Origin of the sequence: Bacillus cereus group sp. BfR-BA-01330 (assembly GCF_022663885.1) — a bacterium.
Taxonomy (GTDB): Bacteria; Bacillota; Bacilli; order Bacillales; family Bacillaceae_G; genus Bacillus_A; species Bacillus_A cereus.
This window is the reverse complement of the sequence record NZ_JAKUGK010000004.1, coordinates 1-18,204: the sequence shown is the minus strand read 5'-3', so window position 1 is coordinate 18,204 and position 18,204 is coordinate 1. Positions and strand designations below refer to the sequence as shown.

Here is an 18,204-nt window from a genome sequence, read left to right as displayed (position 1 = left end):
CCTCTTCCAATGTTCTATTCCTAAGTTTTCGTAAGTCGTAGCTCCTTTATACGAAAAGAAAAAGTCTTTATATATGTACCCCACTCTGAAATAAACACATTTGCAAACAATTTAACATCCTCTTCATATCGCGTTCTTTATAATGATTTAAACATGCAATTTGGATCCAATTATTCTTTTGTAAATAAGATGACTCATAATGAACGATGTATCCTTGTAATGCTAATGTATCGCCTACTACTTTAGAAGAATAATCTTCGCTCAATACAATAGTAAGTATAATTGGCGCGGCATGTTCTTTAGGTGAAACAAGCTTTAAACCCATATCAGTAATAACTTCTTCAACATAATCATATGTCTCTTTAATTTTTACAAATGCCTTTTCATCTTCAAATCTCTTTAACGCTTCTTGCAATGCATAAATTAAATTCCATGATTGTGAGTATGGAATACTTTCATTTTCTTCATACATGCCAATGTCCATATAGGCCGGCACAGCCTCGTTTATTTTTACAATGTGGTTATGAAAAACGAAAGAAATTCCTGTATATGATTTAATCGCTTTACCGCTAACACCACTTGCAAAATACACATCCTTCAAGTCTAATGGTATTGCTCCAATTGAGCTTATGCAATCTACACACAGTTTCATTTGATTCTCGTTACAAAGAGTATTTAGCTCGTTTAAATCGTTTAACATTCCAGTAGATGTTTCATGATGAACAAGCCAAATCCATTCATAATTTCCAGTTGTCATAATTTCTTCTAATTCGGTATAAATAAATGGATCTCCCATTTCCTTTTTATACGTATCAAAATGTAACCGTGCTCGTTTTGCATGTCCAACTAATCTATTACCAAATTCCCCATTTGTTAATACTAGTCCTTTCCCTTTTAAAGAACGTAACTGTAAAGCAATCGCATCATTTGCTAACGTCCCTGTTCCTAACATAAGCTGTACATGTTTTGCTTTTGTCATGTGAAGTAACCGTTTTTTCACATTGTCCATCATCACTTGAAATGACTTAGTGCGATGGGAAATAGGTCGCGTAGAAAATGCCTTTCGAACGTTCTCTTCAATATCTACTGGACCAGGTAAAAACGTATATTCTTTCGTCATAATCCCCCCAACACTCGACTCTTCAAACATAGCAGGGGTAACATACATTGGCTGAAAGGCCGCTTCTTCTGTACCAACTAACGTATGGAAAACTTTGAATCCCATTTGCTCATATAAAGCTAGTTCACGTGTTGTTGCAGAAATGAGTGCTAATTCATATCCATTTAGAAGCAAATAACGATGTAGAAAACGGATTAATCCTAACAACGCTCTTCCATTCCTATATTCACGTTCTACTGAAAGTAAACGAATTTCATACACTTTTTCTCCATGCTCTTGCAAATAAACATCTAAATTTGAAATTTTATAATCTAACGAGAATGGTCGTTTTCCCCGCACCGCGACCATACCTACTAATCTATCCTCATCTAAACAAATTAAATATGTATTTTCTTCATGAAACCGATCTATACGAAACCGGTCTTTCGTTTCTTCATGTTGCGGAATCTCTTCTACAAAAGTTTTATAATTTAATTTATGTATACTTTCAAATTCCCAATCTTGATCAGCAACTTTATAAATTAACCCCATGCCTTATCTCCTTTATCTATTTAATAAAAAATGATAAGTGGAGATTATCCCCACTTATTAAACATTCATTTTATTCTCGATTTACATATAGAATAAGTACAATAATCATTCCACTTAAAATAGTCGTAACAACAGAATAAGAATAAAGAATCATACAAATTGGTAAACAAGCAATCGTAATTAGTCCTGGCTTCGTAAACCCTTTGAATATTAAATAAAATACAATAAAAATGCCTATGAGGGTAAGCGCTATCAAATAATCAAATGCAATTAATCCTCCAATAAATGTTGAAATACCTTTACCGCCCTTACCTTTAAATAAAACTGGGTAAATATGTCCAATAATAACGGCCAATAATGTTAACATTACGAATGTAGGGTCTTCAAACAGATATTTTGCAACAGTAACAACGATTGCCCCTTTAATCGCATCCCCTAAAAATGTAGCGATGAAATACCCTTTTCCATATACGCGCCCCATATTTCTTGCGCCAGGATTTCCGCTTCCTTCATCCCTAATATCAACGTTATGTCTCAATTTTGTTACTATATAAGCGGTCAATATGTTTCCAATTAAATAAGAAGCCACCAAATATAAAAACTGCATACTATTAATCATGTAATCATTCACTTTCTACATGGGAATACATATACAATATTCAATTACTACGTATATTGTACGTTTTTAACATACATCCCTTTATACATTTTAACATCATATTTTTACAAATCATACAAAAATTCTCATGCGCTAATTTTAAAAATATATATCCCTCATTAAATGGTATGTTCCTTTCACTGCCATTTCTGCTTGTGATACGAATGTAATTTCTTTCATACTTTCTTCACAGCATTTCTTAAATACAGCAAATATTTCAGGAACTAAACGCAATATACTGCCACTTACTGCAATTGGCGTTGAGTGCTTAAAGTTCAACTTGTTATAAACATTTACTGTAATCCTTGCTAATTCCTTTCCAGCTTGCATCATAATTTCATGCGCATCATTATTGCCATCTCTCGCTTCCTGAATAACTAATGGGGCGATTGCTGCAATTTTATCTTTAGAAGAAGTATATACTAAGCTTTTTATATGAGACGGTGTCAAAAGTTGAAACTGCCTTTGAATATTCAAACTCAATGGACAAAGACTGATTCCTTGATCGAACTGAATTGCCATTTTCTTTAAAGCTTGTAATGCAATCCAATATCCGCTCCCCTCATCTCCTAAAATATGTCCCCATCCACCGCTATACTGATATACTTCTCCTTTTTTTCCTATACAAATTGCACCTGTACCACCTATAGTTAATATTCCATCCTTACCTTTTAAAGCAGCTGCATGTGCGATCATTGCATCATTAAGAATTTCAATTTTTGTTCCGTATTTCTTTTTTAAACGTAATGTTAATTCATTTGTATTCGCTCCGCTTATACCAGCTAATCCTAAACAAACACAAACACAATGCCCATTTATTAAACTCTTCTGGCATTGATTAATTGCTTCCATAATATGCACAAGAGCTTCTTCAAAATCTATTAATATGTTTCCAAAACCACTGGTAGCTCTTACAAGTTCATTTCCGTCTTTATCAAATGCAATTGCCTCGGTCTTTGTTCCCCCGCCATCTACTCCAATCATATACTTCATATGTTCGCCTCATTTTCATCTGCGTATGGAGGGAATGTTATATTCCCTAAAATTACGGAATTCTTAGCACCTGTTGCGCTCGGCACATTACTCGGATTACGATGATACGTTTCGTTTGCTAAAATAGCAAATGCAATTGCTTCTTTCGCTGCTGAAGAATGACCAATATCTTCTTGTATACATATGCTACATTTCTCTTCTCTTAATCCATTCCGTAACATTTCAACAAGTGTATTATTATAACTTCCACCACCACCTAAAATCACCTCATCAATTTCATAATATGGCAAAATAAACGCCTTATAATGATGAACAATTGAACATGCTGTAAACATCGTGACAGTTGCCAATATATTTCCTTTACTATGCTTTTCAAATCGATTCAATAATTCAGTCACAAACGCTTCTCCAAACTGTTCTCTACCTGTTGATTTTGGTGGTTTCATGTTCAAAAATGGATGGTTCATACAGTATGTTAAAATTTCATCTACAACTACCCCCTGCTTTGCAATCCAACCATTTTGATCATATGGTACATGAAATAATCTTTGACATACTTCATCGATTACCATGTTGCCTGGTCCAGTATCGAAAGCAATAACACTCTCTTTACTTCGTTTACTTGGAACCACTGTAACATTACTAATCCCACCAATATTTTGTAGTAGTCTATTTTTAGTTTGATGCCGATATAAAATAATCTCTGAATATGGTACAAGTGGTGCACCTTGTCCCCCTGCCGCCATGTCCATCGTTCGGAAATTCGAGATAACCGTCGTGTTCGTTTCATATGCTATTACTGCTGGTTCCCCAATTTGCAATGTTGAAGAAATAATATTCCCTTCTTGCTTTGGCTGATGATAAATCGTTTGTCCGTGAGAGCCTATTAAATCTAATTGTCTCAAAGGAAAATTGGCCTCTTTACAAACTTCCTTTACAGCATTGGCGAAGCATAAACCAAGTTTAAAATTTAAACTACATATAAGTTGGACATTCGAAGTTTCAATTGATAACGCTTGTTGGATCTCATTTTTCATATCATTACAAAATGGAACAGTAGTAAAATGGATGAGTTCGATTTTAGAATCTACACCACTTCCTTCTATATGAACGAGCGCTACATCTATTCCATCTAATGAAGTACCAGACATTACCCCTGCAATATACATAACGTGCATGACCTCCTATTTACTAAAAAACAATCATGTAAGTAACGAACGTACAACCAATCGAAAACAATATAAATCTAAAAAACAACTGAGCTTTCGATGCAAACGGTCCATCAATGAAAGAAACAACTACCGTAAGCAAAACGCTTGCCGCAATACTTGTAACAAGCCAGATACTATGCATTTGTGATAGATTTAGCATGCCTAATAAAGGGACAAAAAGTAAATTTGCACAAATCACTCCAAATAATAATAAAAATACGCCTTTATAACTAAATTTTATATTCATTCTATTTCCCCCTTTCTAGTTTTAATGTGAAAGAAGTGATAGACAAAAAGTCTATCACTCAAAATAACAGCGTGCAGATTAAGGATTAACAGATTCCCCGTCACCATTTTTTTCAATTTCAAGCATATTTTTGTCGTACATTTTAAAGAATGGTAAATAAATAAGGAACGATATTGCTATATTTATAAAAACTAATACAATCGCACGCCAATCTCCACCTGTTGCTAAATATGCACCAATTGGAGCAGGTAGTGTCCATGGCGGCATAATATGCGTTGGTGTTACAAATCCCATCGCAGTTGCTGAATATGCAACAGTTGCTGTTACAAGTGGTGTAATGATAAATGGGATAATTAAAATTGGATTTAGTACAATCGGTAATCCGAATATGACTGGTTCATTAATATTAAAAATACCCGGAACAATACAAGTTCTTGATAATGCTTTCGAATATTTCGATCGACCAAATACAATCATAGCTAATACAAGCCCTAACGTCGCACCAGAACCGCCAATCCATATAAACCATTGATATAACGGCTCTGGTGAAATAAATGGCAACTGATCTGCTCCACTAGCAACTGCTTCACCATTTTTCCCTAGATATACTTCCCATAATGGCCGAGCAACAGTTCCAACAACCGACACACCATGGATGCCGAATGACCAAAAAAACGTAATTAAAAACACTGGAATCATTACACCGAAGTAACTATCCCCAGCTTTTACTAATGGTGCTGCTAATTTATCAACAACATGGTGTAAATCAATGCTAAAAACGACAGTTACTAGACTCATTATAATAATAACGAATGCTGCAGGTATAAGTGCTTCAAATGAACGCGATACAGATGGCGGTACTTGTTCTGGCATTTTAATCATTACATTTTTCTTCTTACAAAATCTTAAAATCTCTACGGATAAAATAGAAACAATCATCGTCACAAATAATCCATGACCTCCGAGATTTGTCATCGGAAGCATGAATCCTTTTTTATCAATTAACTCAGGCGTTAATGTTAAAAGTAGTGAACATACCGCGAGCTGTGCTCCTGATAAAGCATCTAATTTATAACTTTTCGCTAAATTATATCCTATTCCAAATGCGATATATAAAGACATAATAAACATGGTTAAACGATATGGTATCAATATACTTGTTTGATTCTTTAATGCCCAAACTGATATGAAACTATCTTTCGGCAGTGGTGGAAATGCTACTATTAAAAAGAAGCTTCCTACTATAATAAATGGTAACGCCGAAATAACTCCATCACGGATTGCTTGTAAATGTCTCTGCTCAGAAAGCCTTGCCATCGGTCCAGATAAGTTTTTATCAAGAAACGTGACAAACTTATTCATAACGTTTCCCCCTAACTTATTAATTCATTTACAGTTTTTAATAAAGTCGGGCCACCAAGCGGTGTGTATGCTTGCGGCGGTATGATGCCACACGGAATAGATTCCTCCTCTGCAAATTTTTTTACAGAGTCAAATCGGTGTCTTATTTGAGGTGCCACCATTACGACATCCCAGCCATTCTTTACTTCTTCCTCTACCTCATTCGTTCCAATTGCATGCACTTCCATGTTCACACCATTTTTCTCCGCTTCTTTTTTTAAAGCGTTTACAACAATTGCACTGGACATTCCTCCAGAACAGACGAACAAAACTTTCATTTATTAATCCTCCTATACTTATAATTTATTACCCTTCAAATGAAAGGAAGTTTCACTTTACTAACAAGCATATGAAGTAGTAAATGAATTTAGTTATAATGAAAGTAAATTTCATTAAAAATATTTTTCCTATTAAATTAATGTTTCAATATGCAATTTTCTCTATTGCAAAGTCAACCTCGCCTCATATATTATTTTAAATAATCATATGATAGGGAGGCGTATAAATGATCGTTAAACGTTTATTAATGATATGTTGTATCGTCATCTTGTTCATCCCTTTCTCTTTCATTCCCCCTCACTTTACTTATGCTGAAGTAAATACTACGTACAAAAAACATGAATTACGTGCTGTATGGATTGCATCTGTTCTGAATATTGATTGGCCCTCAAAAACTGGCTTACCCATTGAAAAACAGAAACAAGAATTTATAAGATTATTAGACAATGTAAAAAGCACTGGTATGAATGCAGTTGTTGTACAAATTAAACCAACCGCTGATGCTTTCTATCCTTCAAATTACGGTCCTTGGTCTGAATACATTACAGGAACACAAGGAAAAGATCCTGGTTATGACCCGCTCGCATTTATGATTGAAGAAACTCATAAAAGAAATATAGAATTCCACGCTTGGATTAACCCATACCGAATAACGATGAATCACACCGATATAAATCGATTATCAAATAATCACCCTGCAAGGCAACATCCCGATTGGGTTGTCACTTATGGCGGAAAGTTATATTACAATCCCGGTATTCCGGAAGTGAAAAAATTTATAACAGAAGGCGCTTTAGAAATCGTACAAAATTACGATATTGATGCGCTGCATATGGATGATTATTTTTACCCATATAAAGTAGCCGGTGAAGAATTTCCAGATCAGAAAACATACGAAACATATAATAATGGTAGATTTACAAATATAGAAGATTGGCGACGTAATAATGTAAATGAACTTGTAAAAGATTTAAATACTGCTATAAAACAAGAAAAATCATATGTAAAGTTTGGCATTAGTCCGTTCGGCGTATGGCGAAATATAGCTGACGATCCCACTGGCTCTAACACAACCGCAGGCCAAAGAAACTATGATGACCTTTATGCTGACACACGTGAGTGGATACAAAAAGGATATATTGACTACATTACACCGCAAATATATTGGAATATAGGTTTCACCCCAGCTGCATATGACATATTAGTAGATTGGTGGGTTAAAGAAACAAATAACAAACCGCTTCACCTATACATCGGTCAAGCGGCCTATAAAATTAATAATAACTCCGTCCCTGCTTGGTCTGATCCAGAAGAATATCCAAAACAAATTGCATTAAACCGGCTATATCCTGATATAAAAGGTAGTATGCATTTTAGCTTAAAAGATATTAATAACAATCCACTCGGAGTTAAAGATAGACTTTCAAAAAACATATATAAACATCCTGCATTAATCCCACCTATGCCTTGGCTTGATCATGATCCACCAAAACAACCGACTTTAAAAGGCGCCATTCCAAGAGATGAAGGTATTGCAATCGGTATCATTGACAATAGAGATAATGATTCTGCTTATTACGCTATTTACCGCGTGAATGGGAAAAATGAAGTGGATATACAAAACCCCAAAAATTTACTTACTACTGTAAGAAAAACAAAACTTGGAGAAATTTATGTAGATAAAACCGCTATTTCCGGAGAAACGTATACGTATGTCGTAACTGCAGTTGATCGATTGCATAATGAAAGTGTGGCTTCTAGTCATACTACCGTTAGAGCAAAATAAAACCTCATAAAAAAAGCGCCTTAAAGCCGTGATACTTAGCTTTTAAGGCGCTTTTTGTTATTTATTCTTAAACTTCTCAGTCGCTGCTCTCATCTTCACATTTAAATCGTGATCAATTGAGTCGCGAATATCTCGCTCTACTACTTCCATTTCTTTTTGGAAATTTTCCAAGTAGATTTTCAGTTCTTCTTCCTTCTCTGGTCTTTGTGAAGGTGGTAATTGTACTACCAACGATAACATGGCCGTTAAATCTTTCATTAAGAACGTTTCAAGTTTATGTTGTTGTTCAAACATGCGTTGCTCTTGATAGTACGGAAGTGCATTTAATACTGAAATTGTAATATCATCAACCGTTCTTTGTAATGAAGGATTTATTGAGCGTTTATACGCTTGAATTGTATTTAATGCGTCTGGATAACGGTCATAAAAATACAATTTGTAAAATGATAATTCTGTCGGTTTTACAGTTTGCTGCGCTTCTTGTCTTAAGAAATCTTTCACTTTCATCGCAGCCACATCAATATCTTCATTCGTAAGCTTTTTCGTAGTTTTTGCCATTACATGCACTTTTTTCTGCTTTTCTTTCGGTAACATCGAGAAGACTTGCTCTCTCGTACGTTGACCTGATGCACAAAATAGAATATTTAATGTATTTTGTTCTTTCTTTCCTTCGGTGCGAATCCAGCGATAAAACAGTGGATGTTGTGTAAATTCTTGTAGAAACGGTATTGATTTGTTTGATATCTTATCTAAAGAATCTTGCGCTCTTTTATATGGCTTCGTCCATGAAAAATACAGTTTCCGCCCGAAGTATACGACTAAAACAACGACAGTAAATGCTATTAAAAGCAATGTACCGAGTAGTAATAGTACTGTTTGAATGAAACTCATTTGTTCACCTCCTCTAATAATCCGTTATTTCCTTGGACGCTGAATGAGTTTCTGCTTCATCTCATCATTAAATGTGTCTAGTTCAATAACGAACTTCTTGCTTGACTCAATAATACGTTCTGACGATTTTTCAGATGCTTCAATTGCAGCGAACACATTTTGGAATGATTCACGTAATTTATCCATGCTAATAGCAGGGTTTTCAAGCAATTTCGTCGTTTCTTCTGTATTTTGTTTTAACGCTTGAGAATTACTTAATACCATCGATTCAATTGCTTCATTCGTTGCATTTACCGCATCAATTGTTTTACGTTGATTCGTTAATGCAAGCTGAATAGCAGCTGAAACTGTTACAACGTTTTGCGTCATCGTAATTGCATTACGTATTGCCTCTGTTAATTTTTCATTATTTTTCTTAATGATGTCTACAGAAGCTATAGATTGTAATAATACACTTTTCGCTTGCTGCATATTACGTGTACGTACAAGTATCTTTTCTAATGCATCGTTAATTAACGGAATATCCCTTTGACGCTCTGGGTTTTGTTTCTCAGCTTCAAGCATGCCAGCAAGCTTTTTCCCTAAGTATACTTGTTTATCAAGAGCATGAATTTTATCGTGCGATTGTTCTTTTAACATTTCAAGACCAACTGTATCCTCTTGTAAGTTATCACGACCAATTAGAAGGGATCTAATAATTTCCTCAATTTGCTTATCTATAGATTGATATTTATGCACGTATGTTTCAAGTGGATTTTTCTTAAATACTTTAAACATAATTTTCTTCATACCACTTGCTTTTAATGAATTCGGATCAAGCTCTGATACTACTTTGCGTAATTCTAACAATGTATTTGGAATTTCTTCATTCTTTCCATTCATCATCGCTGTGACAGGACGTTTTAATGCTGATAACGTTTGTCCTGCTGCTTGTTGTTCTTTATCCCCCAAATCTCCTAGCTGCGACAATACTTTCGATAAATCTGTATTTTGCTCGCTATTTAACTTTTGTACATAAAGATCGGCTTCTTTATTTAATTCATCAAGTTCTTCATCTTTTATAACTGTATCAACCACTACTTCTACATTATTATCTTTCACAATGGATACAGGTTCTTTTTTCTCGAGTTCAGTCAACAAAATCGCTCCTTTATTTATATGTGCGAATTTATATGCACTATATTTCATCAATTATATCGTATTTCATACACATTCTGATTGCTTGAAATCGATTTTTTTAGAAATGTCTGTTTATGCAGTCATTCCCTGTTTCTTACTATAAGTATACCTGTAATCAACATAATTTTCCTCAGACTTAAGACCTAGAGAACTACATGCTGAAGGCGGATTCTTCATATATTTCCTAAATAATTTACGTTCTTTTAATCGTGCTACACTCAATCTTTTGACATTCACCCGTTTTCAATGTGATAATTCTATTACACTCACTTCTATTTATTTTTGCGAGCTACAAATGCTCCCTTTTGAAACGCTAATAACACTGTTTCAAACGTATCATCTTCTTCAATCATTTTTATAAACTCATCTAATTCACTTGCATGAGAAGTTGCATTATCAACAACAAGAAAACCTTTTGGCTGTAACATACGTTTTATATGCTCAAACCACCACATGTATTGCGTGCGCTCTGAATCTAGGAAAATAAAATCAAATGAATGATCTAATTGGGAATCTAAAAATGCCCCTGCTTCTTGATTGTGAACATCAATCCTTTGTAAAAGGTTTGCCTTTTCAAAATTGACAAGTGCCTCTCCAACTCGTTCTGAAGAAAGCTCTACAGTTGTTACATTTCCATTTGTTTCTTCTACCGCATTAGCCAACCACAATGTAGAATAACCATTAGAAGTTCCAATTTCTAAGATATTTTTTGCATTACACCCTTTTACTAAAATTGATAAAAATTGCCCCATCTCACGAGAAACATTCCGTAATTTTTCTTCCCTTGTTTTTTTATTTCGATCATGCTCTTCTCCATATTGTTCAAGTTGTAATAATAATGAATCTACTGTATCCATTCTTTTCATCGCCTTTCCAAGCAATATGATGAAAAAGCTCTTGCTGCCCGTCTACTTTTTATTATATGCGAAACAAAAACCTTTTTCCTGTTATATGACAAAGATTTATAATTTTTTATAGCATATTGTTTCGTTTTTTGGTAAAGTTAATTTCTACGTGCAATTATTCCATTCATATTATTTCATATAAAAATTGCAGTTATTAAATTATATAAACCCCATTTAAATGAATCGGTATTTCAAATTCAATTAAGCGCCCTTTTCGGACGCATTTTCTTTGTTTATATATTTCCAGAAGAAAGGATGCTTACAAATGAACGTGATTAGCTTAGATGCTGCTCGAAAACGAAAGCAGCATAAAAAATTAATGATTACTATACCGATTATTACACGTATTTATGAAGAAGACGGGGAAATTAAATTTGAGGTAGCTGGCGAAAAAGATGTACCTCTTGAAATGTTAGAAAAATAATAAAAAACGCATTTCTGAAGAAATGCGCTTTTTTATATTTTTACATTTAAATGCATAAGTTTTTCAGGATTAACCATCATATAAATATTTGAAATCTTCTCATCCTCAAATGCAAACGAAAGAACATAAGTTACTTTATTATTTATTGTAACTATAACTCCTGGTATACCATTTACCATTTTGAAATCAACAGTGTACTCTTCTGTCAATCGTTGTGCAATCCCAAAGAACAAACGTATAATTCGATCTGCAGAATAAATCGGATTGATCGCAGTCGTAACTTTACCGCCACCATCAGCTTTGAGTATAGCATCTGTTTTTAATACTTCTAACATACCTTCCGCATCCCCACACTGTAATGATGCTACAAACTTTTCAACATAAGAAGCCATTTTCTCCGTGCTTAATTTTGATTGCTTCGGTTTCTCCAACATGCTTTTTCGTGCACGTTGAAAGATTTTCCTACAGTTCACACTACTCTTATCAACAATTGAAGCTATTTCTTCGTATTCATAACTGAAAACCTCTCTTAATATGAAAACAATCCTTTCTACCTCAGATAGTTGTTGTAAAAGTAATAAATATGCGGTGGAAAGGGATTCTTTCATTATAAATGACTTTGATGGCTCATCACTCTCGTCTACAAGTGGCTCTGGTAACCACATCCCTACATACACGTTACGTTTATGCGCTGCCGATCGTAATTTATCAATTGAACGATTTGTCGCCATCTTACATAAATATGCTTTCATATTTTCTATAGATTGAGGATCTTCTATATTATTTAGCGAGATAAATACATCCTGAACGATATCCTCAGCATCCATAACACTCCCAAGGATTCTGTATGCTAACGAAAATAATAATGGTTGATACGCTTCATATAACTGCTCCGTTTCCATGATGAACTGCCTCACTTTCATATTGCTTTAAAATGTGTAACGCTGCTCGTTTCCCGCTTGCTACCGCAGCATCAGCTAATATTTCATCATGCCCTGCCCAATCTCCTGCAACATAAACACCTGGCATTTCAGGTATATTAGGACCCGGCTTTTCAACACGGTCAATATGAGGAAAATCATGTACTACTGTTATTTTCGGTAAATATTGCTGTGCAACAACTTCTCTTTTCCAATTTGGGTGTAACAACTCCATCGTACTTTCCAACTGTTCTTTATCTTCATGAATATGATTCATCTCTAGCACAGGATTATGGTACTTAATTAGACTCACTGCAATTGATCCGTCTTCACTTAATTTAGCTGCTCTCGATTGATTTGTGAAAAATATAGGTTGATCTAATCCTAATACAAATTGATGTGTAGGATTGGGTAATTGTCTCAAGCCAATATCTAATGCACCAACAGTAACCGGTACCGATTGTTCACCCCATTTATGCAAACTTGTTCCTTCTGCACCTTTTATTATTTTACAAGCCTCTTTCGGCGGAGTCGTCACGATGACTGTACCTACTTCAAAAACCTCATCATCAACACAATGTATTCTTTGTTTACCTTCGGAATGCTCAATTTCCACAACATGCTTTTTAGCCAAAAACTGCACCCCGATATCATTTGCTATAGCTCTTAATTTTGTTATTATCGTCTTCCAACCACCATCTACATAAAGCACTCCTTCTTTTATAGAAAGCTGTATTTGCTTTAGTACAGATGATGCTAATTGTATTGTAGGAGCAAACGTATATGTTGTTGTCCGGCATAGCGCATAAAATATATTGCGAATCATTGGATCTTTTATTTCATTTTCTGCCCATGTAGTTAGACTCATTTTCGGAACTTCTCCTACATCTAAATTTCCTAAACGAATCATAAGACGTGAGAATTGTACTTTTGCAGACCAAGAAAGTAGTGGTGTTGATAAAATTGAGCGAAAATCTGTTGGGATGGTGAATATATCCCCTTTCCATATTCCATGTGCTTTTGTAGATGGTATTCCACCTGGAAGAGTCATACCGAGCTCATTAAAAGTTATAAACGCTGCCCCGCCTCTATATAAAGCATGTGCACCAAGATTCATGCAGATTCCATTTTTATTTATAGTCATCCCTCGGCCACCGAATTGACTGGACTTTTCTAATACAATCACTTTCTTTCCAGCTTTCGCTAAATATATAGATGCTGTTAATCCAGCAAGCCCACCGCCAACAATTGCTACATCAAATTTCTTCATAATAAAATCCCTCCTCATCGTTCTACATACAAGACGAACGATTAAGGAGGGATGTGACATAAAAATAAATTTTTATTACCCTACTATATTTCATTACTTTTTAATTCGGTCATATTGCATACGAAATAACTCAATTGCAAATGGAATATCCTCTTCACTCTTTATATAATAACTGATCCATCCTGATTCAGGTAATATGTGATGTGGTTTTACCAATCCTCGGTTCACTAATTCATCTCGCTTTAACTTCGGAAATGGTAAATCAGCTAATTTATCACCATGAAGATGGCCAAGTTCTTTCTTACCATAATTTATTTCAATACCACCAAATCGATGCGGTTTTTCAGAAACACCCGCCCAGCTGAGTACTTCATTTCTAATCATTTCACTAAATGACATGAACATTCACTCCTTATAAATGATTGATGTAATTTTAAATTAACATTTTCATTACTTTTTTCCATCAATCCAAAGTATGAATGGGAATACGAATATAGTTTGGTCTTAACACCTTATTCTTTATGGAATAAGTGAATTTATTAAGCTACCGATAACAGCACAAAACAAAGACTAGACACATATCCTAATTTTGTAACCTAACTTACCTATAGAAAGGCGGGTAATACAATTGACTGTCAACATCGACTATACCTCTCCCTCAACCAATTTTACTTTTGATGTAAATAAAAGTAATTTTTTTCAAAAAGATGCCCAAAATTATATAAATGTACTTGGCATTAAACAATTAAATACTTTAGAAAATACTTCTTTATTAGATATTTATTTAAGTACAGGAAATGTTGTAGAACCACATATTCATCAAAATGCAGCTGAACTTGTTTATTGTATTTCAGGGTCTGCTGTTGTTTCTTTACTTAATCCATTTACGAATCAAATATTAAACTTACCGATAAAACCGGGGCAAGTTGCTAACATTCCACAAGCGTGGTGGCATTATGAAATTGCTACAGCTGATAATACTCATTTATTAGCCATTTTCAATGCCCCAGCGCCAGAAGTTATTTTCGGTTCTGATATTTTAAGATTAACTCCGGCTCATATGATGGCCCATACTTACTGCCTCAATGAACAACAATGGAAACAAGCGGTTTCTCCTATTCAATCAACTACTGTTATTGGCCCTCCGGCAAACTGCAATCAAAACCGTGGAATGAAAAATTACCCAACCCAGCCCCTCCCTCAACAACATAATCCGTATCACCAAGATTCTTATTACTTTCCTCTTTACTGGGGCTATTAATTTGTAAATTTTTAAAAGAATCATCATTTATCTCCTAGGAAAATACCGAGGAGATTTTTTTATTGTATGTTCTCTTCCTATTAATAATAGTAACAATTGATAGTGTACATACATATAATATTTATATATTAAATTGGAGGTGATAGTACTATGAGTAATTATAACTATCGAAAAAACTACTCTTATAATAAAAATAGTAGCTCTTCAGCATCCTCTCAATCTTCCAATTCTCAATCTTCCAATTCCCAATCTTCCAATTCCCAATCGCAAAGAGACTTAGCCGAGCAAGGCTATGTAAAGAAAAAAGGATGTAACTGTAATAAAAATAAATAGTTTATTTTATGGATGAATTCTTTTTTAAAAGAATTCATCTTTTTTTTGCTGATCGGAAATTTTTAAAGTTACATAACTTATGCCTTAAATGAGAAAGGGTAAATTATACTTTTTTATACGAACTTAATAAAGAGTAATTGTTCAATTGATTTATTACTTATTTCCTCAAAAAATATAGTCCTTCCTAAATTTATTAGGAAGGACTATATACAAACCCCTGTTTAATTTCCTACTAAACATTGTAACAAATTAAACGATATTAATACCTGCACTTACAAATCCAGCAACTGCAGCTATTGGACTTGCTGCTGTTAATGAAACATACAGTAGTATTTTATCTCCAGCCGCTACTGGAATAGCTTCAGCAATGATTCCTGATGCTGTAGAACCAATCGCTATTGCGGCGAATGCTGGTGTTAATAAAAGAGGTGCGCCTTGTACTGTAAACGTATTGCTTGCTGCAGGTGCAGTTAATATTTGTATTTGCACTTGAACAGGTGATAATGGAGCTAATGCAGCTGTTGCACTAAAGAAACCAGCTAATGACGTAATAACCCCTGCGCGTGGTGCTACAAATGCATAATCACCTACACCTAATGCTAATGTGATACTTGTTCCACCCGTTAATGCTACACCAGGCTGACTAAATCCAAATCCAAGAAGAGTTCCTGTATTAGCTACTAACGCGTTAACTAACGCAGATGGTGTTGTACCTGAAGCAAATGGAATAATAGCTCCGCCACCAGTTGCTCCTGTTGCACCAGTTAAGCCTGTTGCACCAGTTAAACCTGTTGCTCCCGTTGGACCTGTTGGACCTGTTGGACCTGTTGGACCTGTTGGACCTGTTGCTCCTGTTGCTCCTGTTAAACCTGTTGCTCCTGTTAAGCCTGTTGCTCCTGTTGGGCCTGTTGCTCCTGCTCCTGTTGCTCCTGTTGGACCTGTTGGACCTGTTGCTCCTGTTGCTCCTGTTGGGCCTGTTGCTCCTGTTGCTCCCGTTGCTCCCGTTGCTCCCGTTGCTCCGCCACCAGTCGCTCCTGTTGGACCTGTTGGACCTGTTGGGCCTGTTGGGCCGCCTCCTGGAGTAGCACCAATTAATTGAGTTAATAAGTTTAATAAAAGTTGTAAGCTTGCAGGGTCAATAATTAAAGAGAAGAAGAATGGTGCAAGAGCACTGTAGAATTGTTGTAATAAAGAAAGTAATTGACTTAGATTTGGGTTAGGAGATTGTAGTAAATTAATAATACTTTGAATTAATTGTTTTAAGAAATTCCCTTCTGGAGAAGGTGCTAATTCATTTAGTAAGTTCAATAGTTGAGTAAACAAATTGAGTAAAGCTAATCTGTTTGCATCACTTGGATTTGCAAAAAACGCTGCAATAGCCGAAATTAAAGAGTTTAGTAAAGTAATTAATCTACCTAATTGCTCACTAGTAATTGGAACTGTCTGTGGATTGTTACAGCAATCTGGAGTGAAAACAATCGGATTATTGCAGTGGTTATGACCGAAACAATTATTACTTGTCATTTATGTCCTCCTTACTTGTTTTATATTTGAGTTTTTCCTATTATAAGGATCATAAAGTTGTAAAAGAGTATGTGTTATATATTGACTTAAAATAGGAAACATGAAATATAATTAAACTTGCAAACGCTATTTAATTATGTTCATGACTCACATATTAATTATATGTTTTTAATAATTGACTGCTTAGATTAAATACCTAAACTTAAGAGTTTATTTTATTTTTCCACGTTTATCTCTTAGGTTCAAAGACACATTTTAATTTGAATACAAAAAACCGAATTTACGATTAACATATATTCCGCAAGTAATAACATCATTTTTTCATATAAATAAAGAACATTTCTTTACTAAAATTGGGCTCACCTTATAAAGGTGAAGCCGTTTCTATTATAAAAAACTCTCATACAATATAGTGGACAAGTTATTTTATACTTCGTTCTAATAAAATATTGTAAGGAGTGAAAATTAATTGCCTATCATTCAACCATTTATGGCATCTAGAAGATTTACATCTACACTAGGAGCCGGCACAGGTACAGGTGCAGCTTTTGCAATTGCTGCCACAGCTTGTTTAAACGATGCAGGTACTACTGCAACCGCTTTTCCGACTTTCACGTATTACAACTTATATGTGAACGGTATTCTTCAACCAAGCGTGAACTCCAGTGTTACTACTGGTCCTACTGGTGCTATTACAATTCCTGGTGGGGATGCATTAGACGGCGGAATTCCAATTACAATTGAATTTATCGTCACTTAATGTTAACGAATGTAATTCAAAACAAAAAAGACAGATTCCTTTTCATTAAGAATCTGTCTTTTTTAATTAATAATAATAAATTGTAAAATAATTGAAGAACCTTGCGATGGTGGTTGGTTATCCAATAAAATTAGTTTACCAGTACTAACTTCATAGAATGGTTGTGGTTGCAAAATTCCATTGATAAACAAATTTATATACGAAACCTCACTAGGTGAAAGTATATTCGTTGTACCATATTGAGCTATGCCATCTGCATCTGTATATATAAGTTTCTCTCCATCTGAAAAAGTGTAAAATAACAAATTAGTTGTTGTTATAAGGCCAATCCCCCCAGTAGGACCTGTCGCTCCTGTTACTCCTGTTATTCCCGTTGCTCCTGTTGCTCCTGTTGCTCCAGTCGCTCCTGTTGCTCCAGTTGCTCCTGTTGCGCCTGTCGCTCCTGTTGCGCCTGTTGCTCCTGTTGCTCCTGTTGCTCCTGTTGCTCCTGTTGCTCCTGTTGCTCCTGTTG

20 protein-coding genes are annotated in these 18,204 nt (G+C 34.9%); 5 read left to right on the top strand and 15 right to left on the bottom strand.

Features of this window, described 5'->3' with window-relative positions; all coding sequences use genetic code 11:
* Positions 1-67 precede the first annotated feature (67 nt).
* From MR112_RS12205 to MR112_RS12175, 7 genes are all read right to left on the bottom strand, one after another.
* On the bottom strand, positions 68-1,651 hold the full coding sequence (locus MR112_RS12205) for an aminotransferase class V-fold PLP-dependent enzyme (protein WP_086404186.1): 1,584 nt from the start codon (positions 1,649-1,651) through the stop codon (positions 68-70).
* Between the two features lie 70 nt (positions 1,652-1,721).
* On the bottom strand, positions 1,722-2,270 hold the full coding sequence (plsY, locus tag MR112_RS12200; RefSeq protein ID WP_000610875.1) for a glycerol-3-phosphate 1-O-acyltransferase PlsY: 549 nt from the start codon (positions 2,268-2,270) through the stop codon (positions 1,722-1,724).
* A 138-nt stretch (positions 2,271-2,408) separates the two neighbouring features.
* Positions 2,409-3,302 (bottom strand): BadF/BadG/BcrA/BcrD ATPase family protein, encoded by an 894-nt coding sequence (locus MR112_RS12195; RefSeq protein ID WP_063245732.1) that lies wholly within the window; start codon positions 3,300-3,302, stop codon positions 2,409-2,411.
* A complete protein-coding gene (gene anmK / locus MR112_RS12190; RefSeq protein WP_086404187.1) occupies positions 3,299-4,471 on the bottom strand; it encodes an anhydro-N-acetylmuramic acid kinase AnmK in 1,173 nt (390 codons plus the stop codon). The genes MR112_RS12195 and anmK overlap by 4 nt, the downstream gene beginning before the upstream one ends.
* 22 nt (positions 4,472-4,493) lie before the next feature.
* Positions 4,494-4,760 carry a hypothetical protein gene (locus tag MR112_RS12185; RefSeq protein ID WP_242244995.1) on the bottom strand — a complete coding sequence of 89 codons (267 nt, stop codon included), beginning with the start codon at positions 4,758-4,760 and terminating at the stop codon, positions 4,494-4,496.
* Positions 4,761-4,838: 78 nt separating this feature from the next.
* A complete protein-coding gene (locus tag MR112_RS12180) occupies positions 4,839-6,122 on the bottom strand; it encodes a PTS sugar transporter subunit IIC (protein ID WP_001032280.1) in 1,284 nt (427 codons plus the stop codon).
* An 11-nt stretch (positions 6,123-6,133) separates the two neighbouring features.
* On the bottom strand, positions 6,134-6,439 hold the full coding sequence (locus tag MR112_RS12175; protein WP_000865907.1) for a PTS sugar transporter subunit IIB: 306 nt from the start codon (positions 6,437-6,439) through the stop codon (positions 6,134-6,136).
* A 227-nt stretch (positions 6,440-6,666) separates the two neighbouring features.
* Here MR112_RS12175 and MR112_RS12170 point away from each other — a divergent pair, with 227 nt between their 5' ends.
* Positions 6,667-8,226 (top strand): glycoside hydrolase family 10-like protein, encoded by a 1,560-nt coding sequence (locus MR112_RS12170; RefSeq protein WP_075677015.1) that lies wholly within the window; start codon positions 6,667-6,669, stop codon positions 8,224-8,226.
* Positions 8,227-8,283: 57 nt separating this feature from the next.
* Here the strand turns inward: MR112_RS12170 and MR112_RS12165 are convergent, their stop codons facing one another.
* From MR112_RS12165 to MR112_RS12155, 3 genes are all read right to left on the bottom strand, one after another.
* Entirely contained in the window at positions 8,284-9,117 is an 834-nt protein-coding gene (locus tag MR112_RS12165; RefSeq protein WP_242244994.1) for a DUF3974 domain-containing protein, read from the bottom strand.
* A 24-nt stretch (positions 9,118-9,141) separates the two neighbouring features.
* The gene (locus MR112_RS12160; RefSeq protein WP_000137402.1) at positions 9,142-10,254 is read right to left on the bottom strand and encodes a toxic anion resistance protein; all 1,113 of its coding nucleotides are present in this window, start codon (positions 10,252-10,254) and stop codon (positions 9,142-9,144) included.
* 314 nt (positions 10,255-10,568) lie between these two features.
* Positions 10,569-11,162: an O-methyltransferase gene (locus tag MR112_RS12155; protein ID WP_002182747.1), complete on the bottom strand. Its 594-nt coding sequence runs from the start codon at positions 11,160-11,162 to the stop codon at positions 10,569-10,571.
* Between the two features lie 304 nt (positions 11,163-11,466).
* Here MR112_RS12155 and MR112_RS12150 point away from each other — a divergent pair, with 304 nt between their 5' ends.
* A complete protein-coding gene (locus MR112_RS12150; RefSeq protein WP_001100984.1) occupies positions 11,467-11,625 on the top strand; it encodes a hypothetical protein in 159 nt (52 codons plus the stop codon).
* A 32-nt stretch (positions 11,626-11,657) separates the two neighbouring features.
* On the opposite strand, the gene MR112_RS12145 is transcribed toward MR112_RS12150, so the two are convergent.
* The 3 genes from MR112_RS12145 to MR112_RS12135 all read right to left on the bottom strand — a co-directional run bounded on the left by MR112_RS12145 (position 11,658) and on the right by MR112_RS12135 (position 14,214).
* The gene (locus tag MR112_RS12145) at positions 11,658-12,527 is read right to left on the bottom strand and encodes a sigma-70 family RNA polymerase sigma factor (RefSeq protein ID WP_048656580.1); all 870 of its coding nucleotides are present in this window, start codon (positions 12,525-12,527) and stop codon (positions 11,658-11,660) included.
* Positions 12,505-13,815: a phytoene desaturase family protein gene (locus MR112_RS12140; protein ID WP_048656581.1), complete on the bottom strand. Its 1,311-nt coding sequence runs from the start codon at positions 13,813-13,815 to the stop codon at positions 12,505-12,507. Before MR112_RS12140 ends, MR112_RS12145 begins: the two co-directional genes overlap by 23 nt.
* 93 nt (positions 13,816-13,908) lie before the next feature.
* Positions 13,909-14,214: a luciferase domain-containing protein gene (locus MR112_RS12135; RefSeq protein ID WP_048656582.1), complete on the bottom strand. Its 306-nt coding sequence runs from the start codon at positions 14,212-14,214 to the stop codon at positions 13,909-13,911.
* A gap of 229 nt (positions 14,215-14,443) precedes the next feature.
* Here MR112_RS12135 and MR112_RS12130 point away from each other — a divergent pair, with 229 nt between their 5' ends.
* Together MR112_RS12130 and MR112_RS12125 are read left to right on the top strand one after the other, a co-directional pair.
* On the top strand, positions 14,444-15,076 hold the full coding sequence (locus tag MR112_RS12130) for a cupin domain-containing protein (RefSeq protein ID WP_000217700.1): 633 nt from the start codon (positions 14,444-14,446) through the stop codon (positions 15,074-15,076).
* A gap of 150 nt (positions 15,077-15,226) precedes the next feature.
* Entirely contained in the window at positions 15,227-15,409 is a 183-nt protein-coding gene (locus MR112_RS12125) for a hypothetical protein (protein ID WP_089170973.1), read from the top strand.
* A 249-nt stretch (positions 15,410-15,658) separates the two neighbouring features.
* Here MR112_RS12125 and MR112_RS12120 read toward each other — a convergent pair whose 3' ends face one another.
* Positions 15,659-16,933: an exosporium glycoprotein BclB-related protein gene (locus tag MR112_RS12120; protein ID WP_242244992.1), complete on the bottom strand. Its 1,275-nt coding sequence runs from the start codon at positions 16,931-16,933 to the stop codon at positions 15,659-15,661.
* A 469-nt stretch (positions 16,934-17,402) separates the two neighbouring features.
* On the opposite strand from MR112_RS12120, the gene MR112_RS12115 reads away from it, so the two are divergent.
* Positions 17,403-17,693 (top strand): DUF4183 domain-containing protein, encoded by a 291-nt coding sequence (locus MR112_RS12115; protein ID WP_001121647.1) that lies wholly within the window; start codon positions 17,403-17,405, stop codon positions 17,691-17,693.
* A gap of 62 nt (positions 17,694-17,755) precedes the next feature.
* Here MR112_RS12115 and MR112_RS12110 read toward each other — a convergent pair.
* Positions 17,756-18,204, bottom strand: a 449-nt coding sequence (locus tag MR112_RS12110) for a DUF4183 domain-containing protein (RefSeq protein WP_242244990.1), incomplete at its 5' end; no start/stop codon positions are given.

What these genes read in the sequence shown, in the direction of transcription:
- MR112_RS12205 (WP_086404186.1), bottom strand. Translation starts at nt 1,651, where the DNA reads ATGGGGTTAATTTATAAAGTTGCTGATCAAGATTGGGAATTTGAAAGT.
- MR112_RS12185 (WP_242244995.1), bottom strand. Translation starts at nt 4,760, where the DNA reads ATGAATATAAAATTTAGTTATAAAGGCGTATTTTTATTATTATTTGGA.
- MR112_RS12120 (WP_242244992.1), bottom strand. Translation starts at nt 16,933, where the DNA reads ATGACAAGTAATAATTGTTTCGGTCATAACCACTGCAATAATCCGATT.
- MR112_RS12135 (WP_048656582.1), bottom strand. Translation starts at nt 14,214, where the DNA reads ATGTCATTTAGTGAAATGATTAGAAATGAAGTACTCAGCTGGGCGGGT.
- MR112_RS12125 (WP_089170973.1), top strand. Translation starts at nt 15,227, where the DNA reads ATGAGTAATTATAACTATCGAAAAAACTACTCTTATAATAAAAATAGT.
- MR112_RS12145 (WP_048656580.1), bottom strand. Translation starts at nt 12,527, where the DNA reads ATGGAAACGGAGCAGTTATATGAAGCGTATCAACCATTATTATTTTCG.
- MR112_RS12195 (WP_063245732.1), bottom strand. Translation starts at nt 3,302, where the DNA reads ATGAAGTATATGATTGGAGTAGATGGCGGGGGAACAAAGACCGAGGCA.
- MR112_RS12140 (WP_048656581.1), bottom strand. Translation starts at nt 13,815, where the DNA reads ATGAAGAAATTTGATGTAGCAATTGTTGGCGGTGGGCTTGCTGGATTA.
- MR112_RS12155 (WP_002182747.1), bottom strand. Translation starts at nt 11,162, where the DNA reads ATGAAAAGAATGGATACAGTAGATTCATTATTATTACAACTTGAACAA.
- MR112_RS12165 (WP_242244994.1), bottom strand. Translation starts at nt 9,117, where the DNA reads ATGAGTTTCATTCAAACAGTACTATTACTACTCGGTACATTGCTTTTA.
- MR112_RS12175 (WP_000865907.1), bottom strand. Translation starts at nt 6,439, where the DNA reads ATGAAAGTTTTGTTCGTCTGTTCTGGAGGAATGTCCAGTGCAATTGTT.
- MR112_RS12180 (WP_001032280.1), bottom strand. Translation starts at nt 6,122, where the DNA reads ATGAATAAGTTTGTCACGTTTCTTGATAAAAACTTATCTGGACCGATG.
- plsY (WP_000610875.1), bottom strand. Translation starts at nt 2,270, where the DNA reads ATGATTAATAGTATGCAGTTTTTATATTTGGTGGCTTCTTATTTAATT.
- anmK (WP_086404187.1), bottom strand. Translation starts at nt 4,471, where the DNA reads ATGTATATTGCAGGGGTAATGTCTGGTACTTCATTAGATGGAATAGAT.
- MR112_RS12150 (WP_001100984.1), top strand. Translation starts at nt 11,467, where the DNA reads ATGAACGTGATTAGCTTAGATGCTGCTCGAAAACGAAAGCAGCATAAA.
- MR112_RS12170 (WP_075677015.1), top strand. Translation starts at nt 6,667, where the DNA reads ATGATCGTTAAACGTTTATTAATGATATGTTGTATCGTCATCTTGTTC.